General features: G+C 61.1%; 22 protein-coding genes. 2 read left to right on the top strand and 20 right to left on the bottom strand.

Annotated elements, in window-relative coordinates; genetic code table 11:
• Positions 1–420: 420 nt before the first annotated feature.
• The 6 genes from chrA to mexE all read right to left on the bottom strand — a co-directional run bounded on the left by chrA (position 421) and on the right by mexE (position 9747).
• On the bottom strand, positions 421–1638 hold the full coding sequence (gene chrA / locus FX982_RS18220) for a chromate efflux transporter (RefSeq protein WP_172611914.1): 1218 nt from the start codon (positions 1636–1638) through the stop codon (positions 421–423).
• Positions 1639–1692: 54 nt separating this feature from the next.
• On the bottom strand, positions 1693–2394 hold the full coding sequence (locus FX982_RS18225) for a haloacid dehalogenase type II (protein WP_172611915.1): 702 nt from the start codon (positions 2392–2394) through the stop codon (positions 1693–1695).
• Between the two features lie 184 nt (positions 2395–2578).
• Positions 2579–3676: a tetratricopeptide repeat protein gene (locus tag FX982_RS18230; RefSeq protein WP_172611916.1), complete on the bottom strand. Its 1098-nt coding sequence runs from the start codon at positions 3674–3676 to the stop codon at positions 2579–2581.
• 228 nt (positions 3677–3904) lie between these two features.
• The gene (locus FX982_RS18235) at positions 3905–5302 is read right to left on the bottom strand and encodes an efflux transporter outer membrane subunit (protein WP_172611917.1); all 1398 of its coding nucleotides are present in this window, start codon (positions 5300–5302) and stop codon (positions 3905–3907) included.
• Positions 5302–8493 carry an efflux RND transporter permease subunit gene (locus tag FX982_RS18240; RefSeq protein ID WP_172611918.1) on the bottom strand — a complete coding sequence of 1064 codons (3192 nt, stop codon included), beginning with the start codon at positions 8491–8493 and terminating at the stop codon, positions 5302–5304. Before FX982_RS18240 ends, FX982_RS18235 begins: the two co-directional genes overlap by 1 nt.
• Positions 8494–8505: 12 nt before the next feature.
• Positions 8506–9747 (bottom strand): multidrug efflux RND transporter periplasmic adaptor subunit MexE, encoded by a 1242-nt coding sequence (mexE, locus tag FX982_RS18245; RefSeq protein ID WP_122534763.1) that lies wholly within the window; start codon positions 9745–9747, stop codon positions 8506–8508.
• A gap of 555 nt (positions 9748–10302) precedes the next feature.
• Here mexE and FX982_RS18250 point away from each other — a divergent pair.
• Positions 10303–11343 (top strand): alpha/beta fold hydrolase, encoded by a 1041-nt coding sequence (locus FX982_RS18250; RefSeq protein WP_172611919.1) that lies wholly within the window; start codon positions 10303–10305, stop codon positions 11341–11343.
• A gap of 86 nt (positions 11344–11429) precedes the next feature.
• Here FX982_RS18250 and dctA read toward each other — a convergent pair whose 3' ends face one another.
• Together dctA and FX982_RS18260 are read right to left on the bottom strand one after the other, a co-directional pair.
• On the bottom strand, positions 11430–12737 hold the full coding sequence (gene dctA / locus FX982_RS18255; RefSeq protein WP_172611920.1) for a C4-dicarboxylate transporter DctA: 1308 nt from the start codon (positions 12735–12737) through the stop codon (positions 11430–11432).
• A gap of 102 nt (positions 12738–12839) precedes the next feature.
• Entirely contained in the window at positions 12840–14009 is a 1170-nt protein-coding gene (locus FX982_RS18260) for a mandelate racemase/muconate lactonizing enzyme family protein (RefSeq protein ID WP_172611921.1), read from the bottom strand.
• 100 nt (positions 14010–14109) lie between these two features.
• Between FX982_RS18260 and FX982_RS18265 the strand changes: the two genes are divergently transcribed.
• Positions 14110–15018 carry a LysR family transcriptional regulator gene (locus FX982_RS18265; RefSeq protein ID WP_172611922.1) on the top strand — a complete coding sequence of 303 codons (909 nt, stop codon included), beginning with the start codon at positions 14110–14112 and terminating at the stop codon, positions 15016–15018.
• 276 nt (positions 15019–15294) lie between these two features.
• Here the strand turns inward: FX982_RS18265 and argE are convergent, their stop codons facing one another.
• The 12 genes from argE to FX982_RS18325 all read right to left on the bottom strand — a co-directional run bounded on the left by argE (position 15295) and on the right by FX982_RS18325 (position 26434).
• Positions 15295–16443, bottom strand: a complete 1149-nt coding sequence (gene argE / locus FX982_RS18270; protein WP_172611923.1) for an acetylornithine deacetylase — start codon at positions 16441–16443, stop codon at positions 15295–15297.
• Positions 16444–17118, bottom strand: a complete 675-nt coding sequence (locus FX982_RS18275) for a DUF1028 domain-containing protein (RefSeq protein WP_172611924.1) — start codon at positions 17116–17118, stop codon at positions 16444–16446. It lies immediately after the preceding gene.
• A 71-nt stretch (positions 17119–17189) separates the two neighbouring features.
• Positions 17190–18008, bottom strand: coding sequence for an ABC transporter permease (locus tag FX982_RS18280; RefSeq protein ID WP_172611925.1), 819 nt, complete (start codon positions 18006–18008; stop codon positions 17190–17192).
• 1 nt (position 18009) lies between these two features.
• Complete coding sequence (locus FX982_RS18285) at positions 18010–18864, bottom strand: ABC transporter permease (protein WP_172611926.1); 855 nt, start codon at positions 18862–18864, stop codon at positions 18010–18012.
• A gap of 71 nt (positions 18865–18935) precedes the next feature.
• Positions 18936–19964: a polyamine ABC transporter substrate-binding protein gene (locus FX982_RS18290; protein WP_172611927.1), complete on the bottom strand. Its 1029-nt coding sequence runs from the start codon at positions 19962–19964 to the stop codon at positions 18936–18938.
• Between the two features lie 179 nt (positions 19965–20143).
• On the bottom strand, positions 20144–21076 hold the full coding sequence (locus FX982_RS18295) for a 2-hydroxyacid dehydrogenase (RefSeq protein ID WP_172611928.1): 933 nt from the start codon (positions 21074–21076) through the stop codon (positions 20144–20146).
• The gene (locus FX982_RS18300) at positions 21073–21549 is read right to left on the bottom strand and encodes a type II 3-dehydroquinate dehydratase (protein ID WP_172611929.1); all 477 of its coding nucleotides are present in this window, start codon (positions 21547–21549) and stop codon (positions 21073–21075) included. Before FX982_RS18300 ends, FX982_RS18295 begins: the two co-directional genes overlap by 4 nt.
• A gap of 16 nt (positions 21550–21565) precedes the next feature.
• Positions 21566–22240 carry a glutathione S-transferase gene (locus tag FX982_RS18305; protein ID WP_254074818.1) on the bottom strand — a complete coding sequence of 225 codons (675 nt, stop codon included), beginning with the start codon at positions 22238–22240 and terminating at the stop codon, positions 21566–21568.
• Entirely contained in the window at positions 22240–23244 is a 1005-nt protein-coding gene (locus tag FX982_RS18310) for an NAD(P)H-quinone oxidoreductase (protein ID WP_172611930.1), read from the bottom strand. The genes FX982_RS18305 and FX982_RS18310 overlap by 1 nt, the downstream gene beginning before the upstream one ends.
• Before the next feature lie 78 nt (positions 23245–23322).
• Positions 23323–24483 (bottom strand): ABC transporter ATP-binding protein, encoded by a 1161-nt coding sequence (locus FX982_RS18315; protein WP_172611931.1) that lies wholly within the window; start codon positions 24481–24483, stop codon positions 23323–23325.
• A gap of 29 nt (positions 24484–24512) precedes the next feature.
• Complete coding sequence (locus tag FX982_RS18320) at positions 24513–24938, bottom strand: RidA family protein (protein WP_172611932.1); 426 nt, start codon at positions 24936–24938, stop codon at positions 24513–24515.
• 245 nt (positions 24939–25183) lie between these two features.
• Positions 25184–26434, bottom strand: coding sequence for a flavin-containing monooxygenase (locus FX982_RS18325; RefSeq protein WP_172611933.1), 1251 nt, complete (start codon positions 26432–26434; stop codon positions 25184–25186).
• Between the last annotated feature and the right edge of the window lie 27 nt (positions 26435–26461).

Consider the following 26461-nt stretch of genomic DNA (forward strand, 5'->3'; position numbering starts at 1 on the left):
GCTGCTTTTGGTTTCACCACGTTCTACCGTGTCCTTGACATCAGGATCGGCCGTCGACACTAACTTCTAAGGATGAGCGTTGGTATCAAGACGGGGTAGTTCAATTGTGGCGCGAGTAAATAATGCACGTTTTTTACGCATTGTAAAATAGCGGATTTACTCATCGCTAAGTGAAACACCTCGGAGACGATAAGCGGGTCTGACAAAAAAACAATAATAGGCGCAAAGCGTTGTAAGTAATTTCTTATACTTTAGCGCTATTGGAAACTATCCCGTCTCAAGAGCGGCGGCCAACGGCCGCCTACTCGCACCGACCGGACCACGTCCGAAACCCGGGCGGACGGGCGACACTGACCCTGCATCTCTGTGCCACCGTGGTTCGGGCCGATACCCACAGCATCGAACGCGGACCGGCTCTCCTCACCACACCGGACTTAGCAACCATCCGATCAGGCCGATCCCCAAGACAACCAACCACGGAGGGACCTTCCAGAACATTAAGGCAACAAGGGCGATCAGGGCCAGCCCGACGTCTTGGGGTTTTGAGATGGCGCTCGTCCAGACCGGGTTGTACAAAGCCGCCAAGAGAAGCCCGACCACCCCCGCGTTGATGCCTGCAAGTGCCGCCTGGGTACGAATGCCTTGCTGCAGCTGCTCCCAGAATGGCAACACCCCGATCACGAGAAGAAATGAAGGTGCAAAGATGGCGGCAAGGCAAACCGATGCGCCGACCCAACCCGACGGCGGGACGCTCATGGACGCACCGAGAAAGGCGGCGAACGTGAAGAGTGGGCCGGGTACGGCCTGAGCTACGCCATACCCGGCGAGGAAGGTATCGTTGGCTACCCAGCCGTTGGGTACCGTTGCCGTTTGAAGTAACGGCAGCACCACATGCCCCCCTCCGAAGACTAATGAGCCGGCCCGGTAGAAGTCCTGCACCCGGGCCAGGGTTTGAGAGGGCAGAACCTGCATCAATAACGGAAGGCCAGCCAACAAGCTGAAAAACACCAGTAACGAGATCACACCTACTTTCCGGCTGATGGAAATCGGCAAAGATTCCACTGGCTGTCGTTGATCGGTTTTAAAACACACCAGACCTACCCCGGCGGTGCAGACGATTACACTAATCTGGCCCATTGCATTGGGCCACAGCAGTGCAGCGCAGGCAGAGAATGCGGCGATTGTCACGCGAAGCACATCGGTACAAAGCTGGCGGGCCATACCCCAGACAGCCTGAGCGACGACAGCGACCGCGACAATTTTAAGGCCATGCAACAGGCCGTGTGGGAAAGCGCTTCCCCACGTGGATAGACCCTTTGCGAACAGAACCAGGATTATCGCCGATGGCAAGGTGAAACCTGCCCATGCTGCGACGGCTCCGGAAAATCCGGCACGCGACAGTCCCAATCCTATCCCGACCTGGCTACTCGCAGGCCCCGGCAGGAATTGGCACAGAGCGACCAAGTCGGCATAGCTGCGCTCGCTCAGCCATTGGCGTCGCGCAACGAACTCCTCGCGAAAGTACGCCAAGTGCGCAATCGGGCCTCCGAAAGACGTCAGTCCCAAGCGCAAAAATACAAGGAACACCCGCCATGCGGAGTCAGCCGCGACCACCTTTTTCCTGCTTGCTGGTACCACCTCGCATGCTCCCCTCAGTGCCTGATGCAGTTGGAATGCCAGGAAGACCTCGGGCTATGCCGGTCCGCCCCAGCGTTGAATGATCTGCTCGGTCAGGGCGCCTAGCTCGGAGGCCATCAGGTCGGGCGCTGGCATTTCGTCTATCAGGAGCGGTGCGTTGTACGGACGGGTCAGAAGGGCGCCAAGGCACCCCGCAGCCTGGGCACCCGCCGTGTCCCAATAATGACAAGCCACCAGAAGCAAGTCCGCCAGTTCGACATTCAACGCCTGGGAAACCATCTGATAGGTTTCCGGAGCAGGTTTGAATTTTTTAACGGCCTCAACGCTGAAACTACGCTCAAAGAACGTCGCCAACCCGGCGCGCTCAAGGGGCGATGGGGATGCACCGCTGGCCGAGTTACTGAGTGTCACCAGCCGTAAGCCGGCGTTACGCAAGCACTTGAGTGCCGGCAGGACATCGGGGTGCGCTGGCATGGTGCTCATCCGTGCCTGCAATTCATCGATATCGCTGGCGTCGAGTGCGACCTGATGGAGAGACGCGACCATACGCAACGTGCTTACGGCCAGTTCGCCAAATGGGGTGTATCGGCCGCACAGGGTCATCGTTTGCGAATACAGGATCAGGTTGGCGAACCACTCGCGCAAACTGGCTCTGTCACCGAACACACGCTCAAACAGCGGCTCAAGGGTGCTGATGTCGAGCAAGGTCTCGTTCACGTCAAACACGATGATCGGCGCTGATTTTCGCACTGCCATGAATATTCTCTTCCAAGGAGTGCTCGCTGCTGCAAGCATGCTTTTGTCGGTTGAAGCCCTGACGTCCCGGATCACGGATAAGGCTACCCCCGATCGAGCCGGCGCAGCGGACCCATCATTATGAATCGTTCCCGGACAGGATGGGCAGGCGTACTTCGGCTGTTCGAGACGAATACTGAGTGTTCTAAAGCCCTTGCTGCAGGGCAGGATCATCGGCGTTGAGCTGCTCCAGTTCCGCGAGCAGCACCTGCACTTTCTGCAGCTGCCCGGTCTCGGTCCAGTAACGAATCAGCAAAATCCGCGCGCGGCGGTCGGCGGGTGCGCGCTGCAGGATGTCCTCCAGCTGACGCTGCGCGGCTTCGAGCTGGTCGAGGTCGTGAAGCGCCACGGCAAGGTCGTAACGGTAGCCGGTATTCTCCGGGTCCAGCTCAATGGCCCGAGTCAGCGGGAGCAGGGCGTATTCGTTCTGTTTGTGACGCAGCAGCCATTGGCCGAGTGCGTGTTGCGCCAGGGACGACTGGGGCTGTTTCTCCAGCCATTGGGCGAGCAACTGACGCGAACGATCGGCCTGACCCTGACCGTCGAGTAACTGCACCAGCGCCAGCCCGGTCTCGAGGTTGTCCGGTTCCAGTTTTGCGGCCAGTTCCAGCGCCTCGATCGCCTTCTGCGGGGTGCCGTTGTTGAGGTAGAGCTGCGCGAGCGCGAGCTGGCGTTGCGCGCTCGGCGGCTGGGCAGTCAGCGCCTGCTCATACTGCTGAGCGGCCTCTTGCAGCGCGCCGTAATACAGGCCCAGTTCATCCGGGCTCAGCGGCAGCAAGGCGCGCACCGCGCTGAAGCGCACCTGATCATCTGCGTCGTCCAGCAGCGGGCCGATCAGCGTGCTGCGTTGATCTTCAGGAAGCATGGCGGTGACCGCCTGGATGGCCGCCTGCTGAACCAGCGGAGCGGGGCGCTTGAGATCGCCTCGCAGAATTTTCAGGGCCTGGGGGCCCGGGTAATTGACCAGCTCAGCCAGCAGGCCGGCGCGGCGAATATCCGACAGGTCAGTGCGGGTGAATTGCTGATAGAGCACGCGCGCGGCGCCGGGCTTGCCACCGTGGGCCTGCTCCAGTGCTTCGGCATAGCTGTGATTGACCTGCGGTGCGGCCGGCGGCGCGTGCCAGTTTCGCACCAGCATCGCCATGGCGATGATCAGCAGCAACAGCGCCAGCGCAATTGCCACCTGCCAGCGACGTCGAGCCTTGAGCTGGGCGGGTGTGCGCCGGGAAGACGACTCAGACATATCGGTTTCCGTGTGGGCGTGTGCAGCAGCTTCGGGGAGAGACCGCCGAGTGTCAAACCCTGTGGGGATTGATGGCCCCCTCGGGCGCTCGCGGGTTGTTTATCAACGGTTCAGAAAAAAGCCCCGAACCTTGTGGGTCCGGGGCCTTGGAAAGCGGCGGAGGGTGGCCGCAGATCAGCGCTGCAGATCCGCCGCCGCTTGAGCAATCCCGCCGTTCATCCCATGACCTCAGGCGTTCGGCTGCCAGCCGCCGCCCAAGGCTTTGTAGATGGCGACGATGCCGCGATACAGATCGATTTCGGCCAGGGCCTGGCTGTCTTCGGCGGCCAGACGCTCACGTTCGGCGTCCAGCAGGACGAGGAAGTCGGCCGTGCCTTCGCGGTACTGGATGTTCGCCAGATTCGCCGCCGAACGGCTGGCTTCACTCTGCCGCACCAGCGACACCAGACGCTGCTGACGCTTGTCGTAGTCGCTGAACGCGTTTTCGGTTTCTTCCAGGGCCAGCAGCACTTGCTGCTCGTAATTGGCCAGGGCGCCTTCGGCATCGGCGTTGGCGCCGCGAATCCGCGCCCTGACGCTGCCCAGGTCAAATGCCGCCCAGGTGATGCTCGGGCCGAGGCCCCACGCTTGTGCTGCGCCGGACCCGATCTGCGAACCACGGCTGGCGGTAAACCCGAGGAAACCGCTCAGGCTGACCCGTGGGAACAGGTCGGCGGTCTGCACGCCGATTCGCGCGGTTTGCGCCGCCAGTTGCCGCTCGGCGCTGCGTACGTCCGGACGGTTTTCCAGCAGCTTGGTCGGATCACCGATCGGCAGAGCCTTGGAGATCGCCGGCAGCTTGGCCGGAGCGAGGGTCACGGTCATGGCGTCCGGACGCTCGCCGAGCAGGGTGGCGATGCGATTGCGTTGGCGCACCTGCTCGGCCTGAAGCTGCGGAATGGTGGCTTCCACCGCCGCCAGACGCGCGTCGGAACGCACGACATCAAGCTCATTGCCCACGCCTTCGTCACGCAACTGCGCGGTGACGCTGCGGGACTCCTGCTGATTTTTCAGGTTGTCCCGGGCGATGTTCTCGCGCAATTGGGCGCCGCGCAGCTGACCGTAGGCGTCGACCAGTTCGGCGATCATCGTCACTTGCAGCTGATAGAGGTTGGCTTCGGCAGCCTGCTGGTCGGCGTCACTGGCTTCCAGCTCGCGCTGGATGCGGCCGAACAGGTCCAGTTCCCAGGCCATGTCCAGGCCGAGGTCGTAACGTTCCTGGTTGACCCTGTGTTCGGTTTCACCCGGTACCTGCGAGCGGCCGATCTGGCTGCTGGCGCGGCTGGTCACGACGGGCATCGCGTCGTTGCTGATGTCGTCACGAATCGCGCGGGACGCTTTCAGCCGGGCGAAGGCGACGCGCAACTCGCGGTTGCCCTGCAGCGATTCGGCGACCAGTTTGTTCAGGGTCGGGTCGTCGAACTGCTGCCACCAGACGGTCTCGATGTGACTGCGGTCATAGGCCCGCTGGGTGGCGGCCTGGATGTTGGCCGCCGCGGTTTCCGGCTTCTTGTAGTCCGGGCCGACGGCGCAGGCCGCCAGCGCCAGCACCAGCAGGCTCGGCAGAAAGAGTTTTGCAGCTTTCATCAATGAGCCTCCGGGGCGGTGGTCTGAATGCGTTGAGCCTTGGCCGCCTTGCGTGCCTCTTTGCGGCCAACGTAGTTCCGAATCAGTACATAGAAGACCGGCGTCAACAGCAGACCGAAGAAGGTCACACCGAGCATCCCGGAGAACACCGCCACGCCCATGGCATGACGCATTTCGGCACCGGCACCGCTGGACAGCACCAGTGGCACCACACCCATGATGAATGCGAAGGAGGTCATCAGGATCGGCCGCAGACGCAGGCGGCAGGCTTCAAGCACAGCTTCCAGCGGGGTTTTGCCCTTGTCCTGCTCATCCTTGGCGAACTCGACGATCAGAATCGCGTTCTTGCACGCCAGGCCCACCAGTACGATCAGGCCGATCTGGGTGAAGATGTTGTTGTCGCTCCCGGCAATGATCACACCGGCAATGGCCGACAGCAGGGTCATCGGCACGATCAGGATCACCGCCAGCGGCAGGCTCCAGCTTTCATACAGCGCGGCCAGTACCAGGAACGCCAGCAATACGCAGAGCGGGAAGACCAGCAACGCGGTGTTGCCCGACAGAATCTGCTGGTAGGTCAGATCGGTCCACTCGTAGGTCATGCCGTTGGGCAGTTCTTCCTTGAGCAGTTTTTCCATCGCTGTCTGCGCCTGACCCGAGCTGTAACCCGGTCCCGCTGCGCCGTTGATCTCGGCGGTGATGAAGCCGTTGTAGTGCATGACGCGGTCCGGGCCCGAGGTGTTGGTGACTTTCAACAGCGTCGCCAACGGGATCATTTCGCCGCGGTTGTTGCGCACTTTCAACTGACCGATCTGTTCAGCGTCCTGGCGGAACTGCTGCTCAGCCTGCACGTTGACCTGATAGGTCCGGCCGAAACGGTTGAAGTCGTTGGCGTACAGCGAGCCCAGGTAGACCTGCAGAGTGTCGAAGATGTCGCTGATCGGCACGCCAAGTGTCTTGGCTTTTTCGCGGTCGATGGCGGCATCGACCTGGGGTACGTTCACCGTGTAGCTGGTGAACAGCGCCGCCAGTTCCGGCACGCTGCGGCTCTTGCCGATGACGTTCATTGTTTCTTTGTAAAGCTCGTCGTAACCCAGGTTGCCACGGTCTTCGATCTGCAGGCGGAAACCGCCGATCGTGCCCAAGCCTTGTACCGGCGGGGGCGGGAAGATCGCCATGTAGGCTTCCTCAATCCCGGCATACTTGGCGTTGAGGGCGCCGGCGATGGCACCCGCAGACTCACTGGCCTGCTTGCGCTCATCGAAGGATTTGAGGGCGACGAAGACAATGCCGGAGTTCGGGCTGTTGGTGAACCCGTTGATCGACAGGCCAGGGAAGGCAATGGCGTTTTCCACACCTGGTTGTTCCAGGGCCATGGCCGACATCTTCTTGATCACGTCCTCGGTGCGATCCAGGCTCGCGGCATCCGGCAGTTGCGCGAAGGCGACCAGGTACTGTTTGTCCTGTGCCGGTACGAAGCCGGTCGGGGTGTTGGAGAAACCCAGCCAGGTCATCACGATCAGGCCGGCGTACACCACCAGTGCCACGCCGCTGATGCGGATCACTCGGCCAACCGTGCTCACGTAGCCGTTACTGGCCTTGACGAAGAAACGGTTGAACGGGCGGAACAGCCAAGCGCCAAACAGCTTGTCGAGGAACCGCGAGAAGCCGTCCTTCGGTGCATCGTGGGCGCGCAGCAGAACAGCGGCCAGCGCAGGCGACAGGGTCAGCGAGTTGAAGGCCGAGATCACCGTCGAAATGGCGATGGTCAGCGCGAACTGTTTGTAGAACTGCCCGGTCAGGCCGGAGATGAACGCCGCCGGAATGAACACCGCACACAGCACCAGGGCCGTGGCGATGATCGGGCCGGTCACTTCTCGCATGGCGATCTGTGTAGCCTCCATCGGCGGATGGCCAAGCTCGATGTTCCGCTCGACGTTCTCCACCACCACGATGGCGTCGTCCACGACGATACCGATCGCCAGTACGAGCCCGAACAGCGACAGCGCATTAAGCGAGAAACCGAACAGGTGCATGACCGCAAACGTACCGATCAGCGACACCGGTACGGCGACCAGCGGGATGATCGAGGCGCGCCAGGTCTGCAGAAACAGAATCACCACGAGTACGACGAGGATCAGCGCTTCGAACAGGGTATGAACCACCGCTTCGATGGAGCCGCGCACGAAGATCGTCGGGTCATAGACGATGCTGTAGTCCATGCCTTCGGGGAAGTTTTTCTTCAACAGTTCCATCTCACCGCGCACTTCGTTGGAAATGTCGATGGCGTTGGAGCCTGGACGCTGGAAGATCGGAATCGCCACTGCCGGCTGGTTGTTCAGCAACGACCGCAAGGCATATTGGCTGGAGCCCAGTTCGACGCGAGCGATGTCCTTGACCCGGGTGATTTCGCCGTTGTCGCCGGCGCGAACGATGATGTTCTCGAACTCTTCCTCAGAAACCAGACGGCCCTGGGTGTTGATCGACATCTGGAAGCTGGTGGCGCTCGGGGAGGGCGGTGCGCCCAATTGACCGGCGGCCACTTGACGGTTCTGCTCGCGAATGGCGTTGACTACGTCGGTCGCCGTGATGTTGCGCGATGCGGTCTTGTTCGGATCGAGCCAGACTCGCAGCGAGTAGTCGCCCATGCCAAACAGCTGCACGTCGCCGACACCGCCCAGGCGTGCCAGCTCATCCTTGATGTTCAACACCGCATAGTTGGACAGGTACAGCATGTCGTAACGCTGATCCGGCGAGGTCAAGTGGACCACCATCGTCAGGTCAGGCGAGGCCTTGTCCACGGTAATACCGATGCGCGTCACTTCTTCCGGCAGCTTTGGCTCGGTCCGGGTGACCCGGTTCTGTACCTGCACCTGCGCGGTGTCGAGGTTGGTCCCCAGCGCGAAGGTGATGGTCAGGGTCAGCTTACCGTCGGCGGTCGCCTGAGAGGACATGTAGAGCATGTTCTCGACGCCGGTGATCGCCTGTTCCAGCGGCGCGGCGACGGTCTCGCCGATCACTTTCGGGTTGGCGCCGGGGAAGTTGGCGCGCACGACAACAGTCGGCGGCACGACTTCGGGGTATTCACTGATGGGCAGCTGGAACAGCGAGATCGCGCCGGCGATCAGGATCAGCAGCGAAAGCACCGCCGCGAAGATCGGTCGCGTGATAAAGAACTTGGAGAAATTCATCGAGTGTGTCCCTTAACCGCGTGGCGTGGCGGAAGCAGCAACCTTGGCGTCCAGCTTGGACTGTGCCTTGGGCTGGTTGCTGGCTTCGAGCGCCTGGCGTTGTTGTTGCAATGCGGAGAGTGTTTCGGGGCTGGCCATCGGCGTGTCCTGCGGGTCAACCGGTGAGCCCGGACGCACGCGTTGCAGGCCGGTGACGACGATGCGGTCGTCTTTGCTCAGGCCGCTGCGCACGATGCGCAAGCCTTCGAGCTTCGGTCCCAGATCGACGCTGCGGTAGATCGCCTTGTTGTCCTTGTCGACTACCAGCACGAATTTCTTGCCCAGATCGGTGCCCACCGCTTCGTCCTTGATCAGCATGGCCGAATAGGTACCGCTGCCCACCAGCTTCAGGCGCGCATACAGGCCCGGGGTGTATTCGCCCTTGCTGTTGTCGAACACGGCGCGGCCACGGATGGTGCCGGTGCGCGGATTGACCTGGTTGTCGACGAAGTTCATCTGACCCAGGTGCGGGTTTTCCGCTTCGTTGGACAGGCCCATGTACACCGGCGTTGTCGCGCCGCGTTTGCCATCGCGAGCCAGTTGGTTGTACTTGAGGAACACGCGCTCGTCGGCGTCGAAGTAGGCGTAGACCTTATCGGTGGATACCAGGCTGGTGAGGATGGTCTGGTCGGCGGTGACAATGTTGCCGGCGGTGATTTCCGCACGGCTGACGCGTCCGGTGATCGGCGCCGTGACACGGGTAAAGCTCAGGTTCAGGCGCGCCAGATCAAGCTGTGCCTGGATGGCGGCAACGGCAGCTTTGGATTCCTGGGCGGTGGTGGTACGAGAGTCGGCGAGTTCGGCGGAGATCGCATTGTTGGTGCGCAGGCGTTCGCCGCGCTGGGCTTCGTTGGTGCTGCGCTGGGCTGCGGCCTTGGACTGCTGCAGTTGCGCTTCCAGACGATGCACTTCCGCTTCGAACGGGCGCGGGTCGATCTGGAACAGCAGGTCGCCTTTTTTCACCAGCTCGCCGTCAGTGAAAGCCACCGAATCGATCTGGCCTGAAACACGCGGGCGCACCTGAACGGTTTCCGGCGATTCGAGGCGGGCGGTGACTTCGTCCCACTCGTTGACCGGTTGCTCGATCACCTTGGCCACGTTGACTTTCGCCGCCGCCGGCGCAACCGTCGCCTCAGGCGTCCGGCCGCACGCGCTGAGGACCACAAGGGTCAACGCGGCGAGGGGATAGCGCAAAGGAGTTAAAGACTGAAGCATGGGAGAATCCGCCGATGTTATTGAGATGGGCGGATAATGTTCTCGGGGGTGTTATTGCACGAATCGAATGACGCGAAGGTAACTATCAGTCGTAATGATGTTCGGCGTAATAAAAGGTCTGTAATCAATACCCTGCACCGTCATGTGGCATCTGTTCATAAATCCACAATTCAGGGGCTTATCGAGGTAAACGGACGATAGAGCCCACTAAATTGGAGTTACCCGTATTGAGCCTACTGTCTTCACGCAGGCGTCCACTACCTGGACACCGGCGCCGGCCCGCTGCGTGGCTGTGAGCTATTGCGCAGATACGCTCTTCAATCGACATTAGCTTTCCGGTGGGACGTCTGGCGCTTTCCCTTCTAAAGCCGGTCCTACCGGGACGCACGGTGCTTTTAGTGGGACTGGCTTCAGCCGGGAAGAGGTCGGTTCATACGCCTCAAGATGTTCAGCAACGTTGCACAATCAGAAATGGTGAGTTGAGTTTCCTGGTGATTCACGGCCTTCGCTGCGGCCAATAGCATTCAGCCTGAACCCACTCATGAAGGTCTCCCAATGACTCGTTCCGATTCGGTCAATTCATCGAACTGTAAGCCCGGCTTCAGCCGCCGCGGTATCTTGCAGGCGTCCGCGGTGGGAGCAGCGTCTGCCGTGGCCGGGTCATTTGCCAGCACGGCCTCAGCCAGCTCACCTCCTTCCGGCCGGCACAGCAGCGCCAAGCTCGATGATGCCTTCCGTGTCAGATTCCACACGCAAAAAGTCGGCGACGTCGAGGTGTTCTACCGCGAAGTCGGAGCGAAGGATGCGCCAGTACTGTTGCTGCTCCACGGCTTCCCGAGCGCAAGCCACATGTTCCGCACCCTGATGCCGCTGCTCGCCAGCCAGTACCGCCTGATCGCGCCCGACTTGCCCGGTTTCGGCAACACCCTGGCACCGCCGCGGGGCCAGTTCGATTACACCTTCGACAACCTCTACAAAGTGGTCGAGGGTTTCACCGAAGCACTGGGGCTGACCCGATACGCGCTGTACATCTTCGACTACGGGGCGCCCACCGGCCTGCGCCTCGCCGCCGCCAACCCGGAAAAGGTGACGGCCATCATCAGCCAGAACGGCAACGCCTACCTTGAAGGTTTCAGCGATCAGTGGGACCCGTGGCAGGCTTACTGGCGTGATCCTTCGGCGGCCAACCGCGAAGCCTGTCGACCGTCGCTGTCGCCCAAGACCATCCGCGACTGGCAATACGGCACCGGTGCCGATCCCGAGAAGCTCTCGCCCGACGGCTACAACCTCGACATTTTTTACATGGCCCGGCCCGGCGCGGAGGAAATACAGCTGGACCTGATTCTTGACTACCGCAGCAACGTCGCCGCCTATCCCGCGTTTCAGGCGTACTTGCGCAAGCACCAGCCGCCCTTGCTCGCGGTCTGGGGCAAGCACGACCCGGCGTTCATTCCGCCGGGTGCGCAAGCGTTTCGCAAGGACATCCCGAGTGCCGAGGTGCATCTTCTGGACGCCGGACACTTTGCGCTGGAGACCCATGCGCCCGAGGTCGCGCAGTACATCCGGGATTTCCTGTCACGGAAGCTGCAGCGGTGACAACGCCGTTTGCCTGACTGGATGAGCCTTGAAGCGGCTGCCGACGATGCCGTATCTCACGGGCAATCAACGGAGGGCCCGGCGGATTACTTCTGCGCCGCCAAGGCTTTCCTTTGGGATTTTTCGGTTTTCATCGCCGCGATCTCGCGCTCGCAGGCCGCGACGTCGAAGGAGTTGTCCCACTTGGCGATAGCGATGGTGCCGATACCATTACCAATCAAATTGGTCACGGCCCGCGCTTCGTTCAGGAACCGATCAATGCCCAGCAGCAGAACAAGCCCGACCAGAGGAATGGAGTGGATGGTGGTCAGGGTTGCCGCCAGCGTCACGAACCCCGCACCTGCCACACCTGCCGAACCTTTGGACGTCAGCAGGAACACTCCGAGCAAGATCAACTGATCGGCAAAGGTCAGCGGGGTATTGGTCGCCTGGGCAATGAAAATGGCGGCCATGGTGAGGTAGATGCAGGTGCCGTCGGCGTTGAACGTGTAACCGGTCGGTAGCACCATGCCCACCACCGATTTTTTGCAGCCCAGTTTTTCCAGTTTTACCATCATGCGTGGCAGCACCGCTTCGGTCGAACAGGTGCCCAGCGTGATGAGAATTTCATCCTTGAAATAACGCAGAAATTGCATCAGCGGCATGCCAGACCACCTTGCCACGGAACCCAGCACGACGACGATGAAGATCAGCGTGGTGAGGTACAGGGCGATCAGCAGCTGACCGAGAGAGAGCAGGGTGCCGATGCCGTACTTGCCGATGGTGAAGGCCATCCCTGCACCCGCACCGATCGGCGCCAGGCGCATGACCATGGCAACGATCTTGAACAGGCCTTGCAGGAACAGATCAATGGTGTTGATCAGCGGCTTGCTGGTTTCGCCCATTTGCACCAACGCAATGCCCATCAACACAGAAAGCAGGATCACCTGAAGCATGACCCCGTTGGAAAAGGCGCCGAGAAAAGTGTGAGGGATGATATTGAGAAAGAAATCAATGGTCCCGCCCTGTTCACTGGCGGCCTGGCTGTACTTGCTGATAGCACTGCCATCAAGGGCGCTGACGTTGATATTCATGCCGACCCCCGGCTTGACGATGTTAACGACGATCAGGCCGATGACCAGCGCGATGGTGGACAGAATCTCGAAGTAGAGCAGGGCCTTCACACCGATTCGGCCCACCTCTTTGATGCTGCCCATCTTCGCGATACCCACGACGACGGTCCCGAAAATGATCGGTGCCAACAGCATCTTGATCAGTTTGATGAAACCATCGGCGAAGGGCTGGAGCTTGGCACCGATGTCTGGCAAGAAGTAACCGATGGCGGCGCCGATCACGATGCCGATCAGCACTTGCACATACAGCTGGCTATACCAGCGTGATTGGGACGTTTCCACGGAAGCACCTCATTTTATTGTTGTGATGGGCATGTGGCGTGGCGTCAGGAATGACGCGTGTGTCTGCGGCCTCTTTCAAAAAGGGCCGCAGACGCGGTCTGATCAGCCTTCACCCAACTCGCGCATGACGGCGTACAAGGCGGACTTCGCTTCAAACCCTACACCTGGAATATCCGGCAATCCGACGTAGCTGTTTTCCACCTTGATCCCGTCGGCAAAACCGCCGAAGGGCTGGAACACGTCCGGGTAGGATTCGTTGCCGCCCAGGTGCAGGCCGGCGGCGATGTTCAAGGACATCTGGTGACCACCGTGGGGCACCACGCGCCGTGACGACCAGCCCATGTCTTCCATCACCTTCAGCGTGCGCATGTATTCCACCAGTCCGTAGGACAGCGCGCAGTCGAACTGCAGAAAGTCGCGATCAGGGCGCATGCCGCCGTGGCGCAGCAGGTTGCGGGCGTCCTGATGGGAAAACAGGTTTTCACCGGTGGCCATGGGCAGTTCGTAGTGATTGGCAAGCTCGGCCTGGAGTGCGTAGTCCAGCGGGTCACCGACTTCTTCGTACCAGAAGAGGTTGTACTTTTTGATGGCTTCGGCGTAAGCAATGCCCGTCTCCAGATCAAAACGGCCGTTGGCATCGACCGCCAGACGACGACCATCACCCACCACCTCAAGCACCGCTTCGATGCGGCGGATGTCTTCGTCCAGGGGCACGGCGCCGATCTTCATTTTGACCACGTCATAGCCGCGATCCAGGTAGCTCTGCATTTCCGCCTTGAGCTTGGTCTGGTCCTTGCCTGGGTAGTAATAGCCGCCCGCGGCATAGACCCAGACTTTGTCGTCGGCCACGCCGTTGCGGTAACGATCAGCCAGCAGGCGATACAGCGGTTTGCCTTCGATCTTGGCGACCGCGTCCCAGACCGCCATGTCAATGGTGCCGACGGCGACCGAGCGCTCTCCGTGACCGCCTGGCTTTTCGTTGGTCATCAGGGTTTTCCAGATGGCGAACGGGTCGAGGTTGTTGTTTTCATGATCGACAAGGGTGTCGGGGTCGGCTTCGGTGACGCGCGACAGGAAGCGATCACGCATCAGCGCGCCCTGGCCGTAGCGACCGTTGGAGTTGAAGCCATAGCCGATAACAGGTTTGCCGTCGCGGATCACATCGGTGATCACCGCCACGACCGAGCAAGTCATTTTGGAAAAATCGATGTAGGCGTTGGCGATGGGCGAGGCAATGGAAACGGTTTTTTCACGGATGTCGACGATGCGCATGACAGGTTCCTCTTGTTGTTCGTGGCCCCACGTTAGGCTTTGCGACGACGCCCGCCCAATGCTATTAATGCCGCACCCTATGCACAGGAGGCATGGCCCCTTGGAACTCGTCTGGCTTGAAGATCTCTCGGCGCTTGCGGAGTACGGCAGCTTTGTCCGTGCCGCCGAGGCACGGCACGTTACCCAGCCGGCCTTTAGCCGCCGAGTTCGCTCGCTGGAGAACTGGATGGGCGTGGAGTTATTCGTGCGCACGCCTCAGGGCGCCACGCTGACGGAGGCGGGAAGGCAAATTCTGCCGAGCGCTCAGGAGGCGGCCCGGCACCTGTACCGGATGCGCAACGAGGCCCAGGAAGTGGCCGGAATGGCGGCGCGCTCACTCAAGTTCGCGGCCACGCATTCGCTGTCGTTCACTTTCTTTCCCAAGTGGCTGCGAAGCTCGGAAAACGCCGCGCTCATCGAGGCCGTGCAGCTGCACTCCGACAGCATGGCCGTCTGTGAGCAGATGCTGATCCACGGCCAGGTGCAGTTTCTGCTCTGCCATCGCCACCCCGACGTGCCGCCGCTGCTGGCGCCTGATCAGTTCATCAGCAAGACGGTCGGTGAGGACGTGCTGGTGCCCCTGGCAAGCACATCGACCCGCTTTGGCACCACGCCGGCGGCGTTGCCGTATCTGGCGTACACCCATGAATCCGGGCTGGGGCGCATCGTCGCCCACCGACTGCGGGGCAAGGAAGATTACCTTCACCTCAAACCGCTCTTCAGCAGCCACCTTGCGGCCGTACTCATGTCGATGGCCCTGGAAAGCAAAGGCGTGGCGTGGCTGCCGAAAAGCCTGACCGAGCAGGAAGTGCTGGAAGGGCGCCTGGTCAGAGCGCTGGATGAAAGCTGGGACATTCCGCTGGAAATTCACCTGACCCGGCCGAAGGCGCAGCTGAGTCAGGCGGCGGAGGCGTTTTGGGGTGAGGCGGGCGGTGGTGGCGGGTTGGCTTTGGGCGGACGGGCTGGGTGAATCAATCACTTTTCGCTGCGACCCGATTCTCGTTCTTCGAATGCCGAGCGCACGGCTTCCACCACACGTTCGGCCCGATCAGTGTGGTCCAGGAGCGGATACGCTTTCTTCTATTTGCCGGAGACCTGCCAGCCGTTTTCCTTGAGAGAACGAATGCGAGAGCAACGGCCACCTCGAAAACAAGTACCCCGCCAGCTAAAATCGCCTCCAGACGCTCGGACAATTGATGCAGTGATGTTTTGATCCCTGCCGCGGTTTCCATCGGTCGTTCCAGTCTCAGGCGCGTAGTGCCTGAGTCAGGCGTTCGAGCATGCGATCGCAGCCATCCAGTTGCTCTACGCTGATGAATTCGTCGGGTTTGTGCCCTTGATCCATGCTCCCGGGCCCGCACACGACTGTCGCTATACCGATGGCATCGAATAACCCGCCCTCGGTGCCGAACGCCACAGTGGTGAAATTCCCGGAGCCACAGCATTCGGCAATCAGCTTGGCCGCTTCGCCACGGGCATCCGTCGCCAGCCCTGGATAGGCGGACAGCTGGGAGAAGCGGATATCGCTTGAAGCGTTGATTGCTTGCATTTCTGGTACCACGTGCTGACGCGCGTATTGCTCCAGTTGCCGGGCGACATCGTGGGCATTCTGATCGGGCAGGGTGCGTATCTCGAAGTCGAAGCTGCAGTCGGCAGGCACGATATTCAGCGCTTTGCCGCCACTGATCAGGCCGGTCTGTACGGTAGAGAAGGGCGGGTCGAAGCGGGCATCCTGCAATTCCACGGCACGCAATCGTGACCCGATGCGACCCAGCTCACCGATCAGCTCAGCGGCGTACTCAATGGCATTAACCCCCTGTGGGGCATAGGCCGAATGACAGGCCGCGCCGTGTACATCGCAGCGCATCGCGAGTTTGCCCTTGTGACCGAGCACTGGCTTGAGTTCAGTGGGCTCACCAATCAGGCACAGCGCAGGTTTGATCGCACGCTGTTCCAACTCGGCGAGCAGGCTGCGTACGCCCAGGCAGCCGACTTCTTCATCGTAGGACAAGGCGATATGCACCGGCATACGCAGTGGCTTAGCGAGAAGACCCGGTACGGCAGCAAGCACGCACGCAATAAAGCCTTTCATGTCGGCTGCGCCGCGACCGTAAAAGTTGCCGTCCTTTTCACTGAGTTCGAAGGGTGGCACGGTCCACGCTTGCCCATCCACCGGCACTACATCGGTATGGCCGGACAGCACCACCCCCGGCCGGTCGTCCGGACCGAGGGTGGCGAAGAGATTGGCCTTGCTGCCCTCATCATTGAAAATCAATTCGCAGGGCACTTGATGCCCGGCGAGGTAAGCGCGAACGAACTCGATCAATTGCAGATTGGACTCGCGGCTGGTGGTGTCGAAGCCGATCAGTGCCGCCAGAATCTCTCGGCTGCTCATTCATTCGTCTCCCGGTACGCCGTAGCTCGGCGCCTGGGTCGGGTCGAGGGCCCGCGTCAGGTAGTCCTGCATTTGCGGGCGGTAGGCGGTCCACAATTGGGCCAGCGTTGTAATTGGATCTTCCTCGGCCCAGTCGACGCGCAGGTCAATGATCGGCCAGCTCACGTCGCCCACCACTTTCAAGGCAGCTGAATGCACAGGGCCCGCTTCGCCACCGGCCGCCATCGCGGCTTGCATGGCGGCGATCAAGCGATCGGCCAATTGCCCGCCAGTGGTTTCGAAGGCCTTGACCATTGCATCGATGACGGCCGTATCGGCCAGCATGTTCCCGGCGCCGGCGCATTGTTCACCCGCTACCGAGTGCACGCAGCCCAGGGTTTCGGTGCCGTTGAAGATCGCGGTGTTGCCCTGATGATCGATGACAGTCACCTGACGAAACCGGCTGAACGCGTCGTAGGCCGGCACGGAGGCAGTCGCCTGTTCGGGTGACAGGCCAAGCTCCAGCTGATCAAGCACATGGCTGCCCAAAGCTGGCAGCGTGATGTTCTGGGTCGCGACCGCGCCTACGCCTGGACGTAACCAAGGGCAGCGCGCGCCGACGGCAATGCTTGAAGAGCTGATGGCGATGCCCAGCTGACCGGTTTCGGCGCAGCGGCCAATGATGGAAAACGTCATGGTGTCCGATCCTTCTGATACGTATTCGGCGCCCGTTCAACGGGCGATAGATGAACAATTCAGGGCCGCGTTCAGCGTGCCCCTTCGACATTCAGCACGCGGCCCAATCCCAGAAAACGATTGGCCAGCATCAGTAATGTTGCGGTCACGGCGATGTACATCACCGACAGCGCAGCCAGGGTCGGGTCGGCGAATTCGCGCACGTAGTTATACATCGCTACCGGTAAGGTCTGGTTGGCCTGGGTGGTGACGAACAGCGAGGCGGTGAATTCGTTGAACGACAAAATGGCTGCGAACAGCCAGCCACCGAACAGCCCCGGAATCATCAGCGGCACGGTGATGGTCCACACCACCCGCAATGGCGAGGCCCCAAGACTGGCGGCGGCCAGCTCGATACGCTGTTCCAGATTGTGCAGAGACACATACAGGCTGCGCAGGACGAATGGCAGCACCAGCAGAATGTGGCAGAAGATCACCAGCGCATATCCGCGCCCCAGATTGAGCTGCGCCACCAGCATCAGCAGCCCCAGCCCGATGGTGAAATGCGGGATGAACAGCGGCGACAGCAACACGCCTTCGAGCAGGCGCTTGAAGCGGAAATCGAAGCGATGGATGGCGATGGCGAGCATCGTACCGATCACCACTGCGAGGCTTGAGGCCCAGGCGGTGACGATCAGCCCGGCGTAGAACCCCTTGCGAAAATCGTCGTAGGCAAGGGCTCGATCGAACCAGCGCAACGACCAGCCTTTGGGCGGAAAGAACAGCACTGAGGTGCTGCTGAACGAGGAGATGATCACCACGATCGTGGGCAGCAGCACGAACAGCAGAATCAGCCCCACCAGCAGGCGGCCCGCGTGGCCGAGCCATTTGTCGCGATTGGAACGCGTCATCTCAATGGCCTCCGACGGGGTGCAGGGAGCGCGTCATGCGCTTGAGCGCCGTCAGCAGCAAGATCGTCAGCACCAGGCCCGCGACGCTCAGTGCCGCAGCGAACGGAAAATTCAAAGACGAAAAGCCCAGTTGATAGACCAGCGTGGCGATGGTGCTGACCTTGCCACCGCCGATCAGCTGCGGCGTGGCAAAAGCGCTGAAGGTCCAGGCGAATGCGGTCGTCAGGCTGGCGACGATGCCCGGCAATGACAACGGAAGCGTCACCGTGAGAAACGCGCGAATTGGCCCGGCGCCCAGGCTGGTGGCGGCTTTCTCGTAGGCCGGATCAATGTGCGACAGCCCGGTGGCGAGCATTAGGACCATGATCGGCATTGTCACGTGAACCAATGCCAGGACCACGCCGGTCTGGGTGAACATCAATCGCAGCGGTGTGTCGATCACGCCCATGGCCAGCAACAGGCTGTTCAGAAAACCGCTGCTGCCCAGCACAATGATCCAGGAGTAGGTGCGCACCACTTCGCCGAGGAACAGCGGGGTGATGGCGATAATCAGGATGCTCGACTTCAGCCAGCCAGTGCGGGTACGGACCAGCGCGTAGGCCAGCGGATAGCTGAGCAACAGGCCAAACAGGGCCGTTTTGAAACTCAAGGACACGGTGTTGAAGAACGCCTGGGCATATAGACTCTTGAGCAGATCCTGGAAGTTATCGAGCGTGAACCCGCCCACGTCCAGTGAGCCTGGAACGTAGGCGCGCACGCTGTATTGCAGCACGGTCAGCATCGCGATCGTCAGGCCGATGGCGGTCAACGCCGACGGCAGCACGAACCACAGGACAAACGCAGGTCTTCGAGTCATGGGGTCTTCCATGCAGGCAGCCAATAAAGCGGGCGGCGGAAACAATACAAATCCTGGCGCTGTTCCAGCACTCAGTGCGCCATGATGTTTTCAGAGAACCACTTGCGCCATTCTGCCGATTTCCGGGCGCGCAGCTCAGGGTCGATGTTCAGGGTCGCGTCCCACTGAGCAGGGGTTGTGAGCATCCCCGGCAGCTTTGCGACTTCCGGATCGACATGGGCATTGGTCACCACCGGGCTGCCACGGTTGATCCTGGCGATCTTCGCTTGTACTTCTGGCGACAAGGCGATGTTCATGAAGGTATAAGCCAGGTCTGCGTGCTTGCTGCCGGTGTTTATGCCCATCGCATCAACGCCCAGTACCGCGCCTTCCCTGGGGATGGCGAGCTTGATGTTCACGCCTTCTTCCATCATGTGATAGGCGTTCATGGACAGCATGACCTGCACCGGTGTCTCGCCGGTGGCAATCAACTGCTGGCTGTTGGCGTCGTTGGTGTAGAACGACTTGATGTTGGGAATCAGCGCCTTGAGCTTGTCCTCGCCTTTTTTCCAGTGCTCGGCGTCGCTGCCCGAGAGCTTTGCCGAGACCGCGATGATGTGGCTCGGGTCCCAGTCGGGCAGGGCCAGCGTGCCTTTTAGTTCGGGCTTCCACAGGTCCGCCCAACTGTCGAAGGCCACGCCTTTGGGTACCAGATCCGGCCGATAGCCGATGGTGTAGACGTAGCCCCAAACGCCAATGTGCGACGGGCTCAATCTGGCCTGATGCACCAGGTTGGCGGCATTGGGAATCTTGCTCATGTCCAGGGTTTCGAACAGCTTGTCGTTGGTGTACAGCCAGCCTACATGGGACGTCGTGAAGGTCAGGTCCGACTCGGCGGTGCCAGCGAGCTTGGCCTTGTTGAGGCGGTCGATGGTGCCGCCGGTGATGTACTCGACTTCAACGCCGGTCTGCTTGGTGAACGCTTTGCCGATGGCTTCGTCGATCAGGTCTTTGAAGCTGCCGCCCCAAGTGCTGACTACCAGTTTGTCGGCGGCGTTGGCATTCGCGGCGGCCAGCAGGCTCGCGCTCAACAAGGTCAACGCAATGACGTTACGCAGCATGTTCTATTCCTTCTGGCTATACGGAGAGGAGGACGTCTTGCCAACGCGCGTGCACACCCTGTAGACGCGCATTGGTTCGAGGGGACCATCATGGAGTGGCGCCACTGGATCGGTAAAACAGGCTTTGCTGTACTTGTGCATCGGAATTTGTGACGCAGTCACTCAAGCGTCCTTGGGCATCAATAACCGCGGGCCGGATCAACCTGATTCAGCACAGGCTCACCTCGATTGAGTCGCTGAATGTTGTCGGCCACTTGCTGCGCGGCGGTGGCTGGTATGGCCACCGAAGCCAGATGGGGTGTGATCAGCACGTTGTCCAGCGCCCAGAGCGGGTCCTCGGGCGGCAACGGCTCGCGATCGAACACGTCCAGTGTCGCCTCGCTGATCTGCCCGCTGGCGAGTGCAGCGGTCAACGCATGCTGATCGACGATGGCACCCCGGGAGACGTTGACGAAGCAACTGCCCTTGGGTAACAGAGCCAGCCGTTCGGCGTTGAGCAAGCCATGGGTTTGCGGCGTCAGTGGCAGCATCACCACCAGAATGTCGCTGCTGCCAAGGAAGCCGTCCAGACGGGCCATCCCGTTCACGCAAGTAACGTTATCCAGCTGTTTTTCCGAACGTGACCAGCCGCGCACATCGAAACCCTGGCGCGCCAGCTCGAGCGCTGCATAGGAGCCCAGCTCTCCCAAGCCCAGCACCCCGACCCGCACGCTGGAAGGCAAGCGCGGGTGCAAGTAGTGCCAGCGCCGCTCGCATTGGGCGCGTTCGAAGGCCGGGATGTCGCGGGCATAACGCAGCACCGCAAAGAGCACGTAGCTGGCCATCATGCGACCCATATCGGGATCGGAAATACGTGTGATCGGCACGGCCGGCAAGTCATCGCGACCCACCAGCGAATCGACGCCAGCCCCCAGGTTGACCAGCAATTTGAGCTGCTGATATTGCGCGAAGAAACCCTGCGGCGGTTTCCACCCGAGCACCACGTGCACGCTGTCCGGGTCGTTGACGTCATGGGGCTGGCAGATGCGCACGCCAGGCAGCAGCGGGGTGAGCAGCGCGCTCCATTCTTCGAAACTGTCGTGCTCGCTGTAAAACACCAGGGTCGATGTCATGGTTGGGCCCCCAGTGACTGAGCTTCACCGGTCTGCACGTCCAATAGTTCCGCCACCGCCGTGAGCGCCAGTCGATAACCGAGGGCGCCGAGCCCCGCAATGACCCCGGTGGCGGCCTTGGACACGTAGGAGTGATGACGGAAACTCTCGCGCTTCCAGATGTTGCTCATGTGCGCTTCGATGATCGGGCCGTCGAAGGCGAGCAGCGCGTCGAGAATCGGCACCGAGCTATAGCTCAGGCCGGCAGCATTTATGATCACGGCGTCGGCGTGCAGGCGCGCTTCCTGAATCCAGTCCACCAATACGCCTTCGTGATTGCTCTGGCGAAACTCCAGTTGCAAGCCCAGTTCGGCGGCGTGGCGCAGACAGCGGGTTTCGATGCTGGCAAAGCTTTCGCTGCCGTAGGTGCCTTTAGTGTCCAGCCCGTAGAGGTTGGCGTTGGGGCCGTTAAGGAAAAACACGGTACGGGGCATGATTCACTCCAGGGCGTTATTCAACAGGGCGAGTCGCAACCATCGCGGGGTGTTGGTCGAAGATGGCGAACCACGCGGCGGTGGCGGGGTGGTCGGACCGCCAGTCGAGGTGGGCAAAGCGGAAATCTAGGTAACCGAGGCCGCAGCCGATGGCGATAAGGCCAATGTCATCGGGCACGACGCTGTACTGCGGTGCCTGGTTCTCGATGTCGACCAGCACGGCTCGAATCTTGGTCAGTTGCCCGTCGAGCCAGCCATCCCATTGCTTGTCGAGGGGCCGGGCAACAGTTTCGTAGCGGGCAAGCATGGCGGCGTCCAGCAGACCGTCCCCCAACGCCTGTCGGACCAGACTGACCCAGCGCTGCGTGCCTGCGCGCGGGAACAGCGGGCCGCCAGCATGGGTGTCGAGGTATTCGCAGATCACCCGGCTGTCGTACAGATCCAGGCCATCAGCCGTCTGCATCGCCGGCACCTTCGCCAGCGGATTGAAATGTGCAATGCGCTCATCGCGTTTGATCGGGTGGGCGGCGGACTCAAGTTTCTCGATCTGCCCCTCCAGTCCCAGGCAGTGGGCGGTAATCATCACCTTGCGCACGTAGGGCGAAGTCGCGGCGTAATACAGTTTGAACATGGGCTCTCCGGTGACGATGTCAGGTTGTCGCGCCTGCAGGCCGTCAAGCGAGTCAGGCATCAGGAGGCATCGGCGATCAGCAGCACTTTGCCGATATTGGCGTTGCTCTCCAGCAGGCGGTGCGCTTGCGCGGCCTGTTCGAGGGGCATGCGGGTGTGGATCAGCGGCCGAACCTGACCCGAGACGATCCACGGCATCAGGTTGGCGCGAATGCAGGTCGCCAGACGCGTCTTCTCCGCGACAGATTTGGGCCGCAGTGTGGACGAGGTCAGGCTCAGGCCCTTGCGCATCAGCAGTTGCAGGTCCAGCTCGATCTTCGCCCCTTGCAGGAACGACAGGCTGACGTGGCGCCCGCCAGCGGCCATGGCCTCAAGATTGCGCGCCACGTACGGGCCGCCGACGTTATCGAGAACGACATCGACGCCGCGTCCTTCGGTGCATTCGGCGATCACCTGGACGAAGTCTTCGCGATGGCGATCAACTGCACGCCAGACGCCCAGCGCCTTAAGCATCAGCACCTTGTCGGCGCCGCCTGCGGTGGCGATAACCCGCGCGCCCGCCGCACGGGCGCATTGCACGGCGAAGCTGCCGACGCCGCTGGCGGCGCCATGAATCAACACGGTATCGCCTGCGCCCAGACGGCCCAGCTCGAACAGGTTATGCCACACGGTGAAGGCTGCTTCGGGCACGCTTGCGGCGTCTTCGAGGGGCAGCTCATCGGGTACTGGCAGGCAGCAGGCGGCCAGGGCGACGCAGTACTGCGCATAACCGCCACCGTTGAGCAATGCCATGACGCGGTCGCCGGGTTTGAAGTCTTGAACGCCGTCACCCACGGCCACCACTGTGCCCGCCGCCTCAAGCCCCAGCACGTCAGGGGTGCCGGGCGGCGTCGGCATGCCGCTGCGCTGCATCAGGTCCGGACGGTTGACGCCTGCGGCTGCAACGCGGATCAGCAACTCACCGGGTTGTGGCGCGGGCATCGGGCGTTGCACGCTTTGCAGCACATCAGGGCCGCCTGGTTCACGGGCGATGATCGCGGTGATGGTGTTGGGAAGCGCACTCATAAGAGCTGCCCGCAGGCTTGAGGGCAGACGCTGAGGTGGCGGTTGATGCGATGGCGTGTGGTCATGGAATGCTCGAATTCAGGAAAGGGGCGGGACGTCGGCGGCGAAAGCGCACACGCCTTCTTCATCGAAGCTCAGGCCCGCCGCCGCACCTATCGGCCAGCGAGTCAGAGCGTCGAGCCCGGACTGACGGACGAACAGAAGGGTCTGGCCCAAGGCAGGGACGTCCAGGTGGATATCGACGTGATCACCCTGAAAGACATGGGTGACCACGGTGGCACTCAGCAACGTATCGGCGCCGAGTGCGCCGAGGCGGATGTTCTCCGGGCGCACATAAATGTCCACTCGCGCGCCGACATCGGCATGAACCCGCTCGGGTGGCAAGCGCAGTACGCTGTCGCCAAAGGCCAGGGTCGCCAGCTCGTCGCGGCTCAAGTAGCGCCCCGGAAGTACGTTGACGTCGCCCACGAAGCTGGCGACGAAGGGGGCTTCGGGATGACGATAGATCGCATCCGGCGTACCGATCTGGCGGACATGCCCGGCAGACATGACCACCACTCGGTCGCTCATGCTCAGCGCTTCGCTCTGGTCATGGGTGACGAACACTGTGGTGACGCCGAGCTTGCGCTGGATGTCCTTGAGCTCGATTTGCATCGACAGCCGCAGGTTCTTGTCCAGAGCTGAAAATGGCTCGTCCAGCAATAACACTTTGGGCCGGATCACCAGCGCCCGGGCCAGCGCGACACGTTGCTGCTGCCCACCGGAGAGCTCGCGCGGCTTGCGCTCGCCGTAGCCTTGCAGCTTGACCAGCGCCAGCGCCTGCTCGACGCGCTCGGCGATTTCGCCCTTTGGCACGCCGCGCATTCGCAGCCCATAACCGATGTTCCTGGCCACGTTCATGTGCGGGAACAACGCGTAGTTCTGGAAGACGATGCCAATCTCACGCTGATAAGGCGGGGTTTCGGTGACCAACTGGCCGTCGATGAAGATTTCGCCTTTGTCGGCATCGACAAACCCGGCCATCAGGTTGAGAAGCGTGGTCTTGCCGCAGCCCGACGGGCCGAGCAGGGTGACGAATTCACCTTCCCGGATCTTCAGCGAAACCTCATGCAGCGCAATCGAGTCACCAAAACGCTTGAGCACGTTGTCCAGTTGCACGGCGATGTTGATCTTCGCTGTTGCAGCCGTGCCCACGGCCACTGTCGCAGGTTCAAAGGGCGCGATCTGTGTAGTTGCCATGGCGACTCCGTCAGCGAGGGGTTGGGGTTTCAGGCGGCGGTCCAGTCATCCGGAATGACCGCGATGACGTCGATTTCCATCAGCCATTCAGGTTGGCCAAGCCCGGAAATAACCAGGCCGGTGGAGATCGGGAAGACGCCCTTGAGCCATTTGCCGACCTCTTTGTAAACCGGCTCGCGGTAGCGGGGGTCGATGATGTAGGTGGTGGTCTTGACGATGTGGGAGAGGTCAGAACCCGCTTCTTCCAGCAATTGCTTGACGTTTTTCATGGCTTGCTCAGCCTGGGCCTGAGGGTTGCCCAGGCCAACGAGGTTGCCCGCGAAATCAGTGCCGATCTGTCCCCGGACGTAGACCGTGTTACCTGCGCGCACGGCTTGGCAGAGGTCGTTGTCAAGAGACTGATTGGGATAGGTTTCTTTGGTGTTGAACATGCGGATGCGAGTGTGAGTAGGCATGTCGGCGTCTCTTGGAAGTGATGGGATAGAGCTTCACATCGAGGGTGATTTGACGAAACCAGCATTTGCGTGGGGTATTGGTTAGGCAAAACCGAAGGCGGGGCGAGACGGGCCTTTCTAGGCTGGAAACCGACGATTCGGGTGTCTCGCGCTCGAAAAGTCCCGCTCAAAACGGGGTGCCGGGTGGCATCCCCCTTGGGCAGCGGATAGGCCCGGGCAACATCCGCTACGCCCAGGCGGCCACGTCAGGACCGCTCGTACGCCTTGTAGTCATTCTGCAAAACGATGTGATCGGCAATGTATTTCGCGTCATGCCAAACCCCGTAGATGAACGAGGACGCGCGGTTCACCAGGTTCGGCAGGCCGAGGAAGTAGATCCCGCTTTCTGCGCAGATCCCGCGTTTGTGGAACGGATCGCCTTTCTCATCGAACGCATTGACCTGCAGCCAGTTGAAATCGAATTTGAAGCCCGTGGCCCACAGGATCGTGGTGATGCCAGCTTCTTCGAGATCCAGACTCAACAGCGGATTCGTAAGGCAATCCGGGTCAGGCAGCAGCTCCCACGCCTCGGGTTCCGGCGGGAATGGCAAACCGTTCTCCTCGATATACGCATCCGCGTCACGCAGCACGTCGAAATAAGCCCGGTCGCCCTCAGCCACGTTCGCTGCCAGACCAGGCTCGAACGTCATGAGTCCGTCCTCGCAGGCTTTGGTCAGGCCCACCAGCGTGATGCCCTGATGGGCGAGGCGACGGAAATCAACGGTTTTGCCGCCCTCATAGCCACTGACCGCGAAGGCCACGTGTTTTTTCTTCGGCGTGATACGCACTTCGTCCCAAAGGCCTAACGCGCCCAGCCACCAGCAGTAATCACGGCCACGATAAGAGCGAGGAGGGCGGTAGTGTTCGCCCACCGAGAGAAAGACTTTCTTCCCGGCTTTTTGCAATTCTTCAGCGATCTGCGAGCCCGACGCGCCTGCGCCGACCACCAGCACGGCACCCTCTGCCAATTGCGCTGGATTCTTGTAATCCGACGAATGAAGTTGCTGAACGCTGACTTGCCCGGAAACGATGTTTGGCACCGCTGGACGCTGGAAGGGACCGGTGGCCGCGACCACGTTTGACGCCTCGATCACGCCCTGGGACGTGGTGACCTTAAAGCCGGGCCGCCCCACGTGGCGCTCAACTTTCAGCACTTCGATGCCGGTACGCACAGGCGCTTGCAACATGGCGACGTAGTCTTCGAAGTAGTCCGCCATGCGTTCTTTCGGCGGGAAGGCCTCCGGCGAGATGTTGGTAAATTTCATGCTCGGGAAGCGGTCATGCCAGGCCGGGCCATTGGCAACGAGCGAGTCCCAGCGCTCCGAACGCCAGCGTTCGGCGATTCGGCTGCGCTCCAGGACAACGTGCTCCACGCCCATGAGGGAAAGATGTTCGCTCATCGCGACACCCGCCTGGCCTGCGCCGACCACCAAGGTGTTGATTTTTTCCACTGACATTTGAGTTTCCTAAAGAGAATCGACCTG

This window comes from Pseudomonas graminis (assembly GCF_013201545.1).
GTDB lineage: Bacteria > Pseudomonadota > Gammaproteobacteria > Pseudomonadales > Pseudomonadaceae > Aquipseudomonas.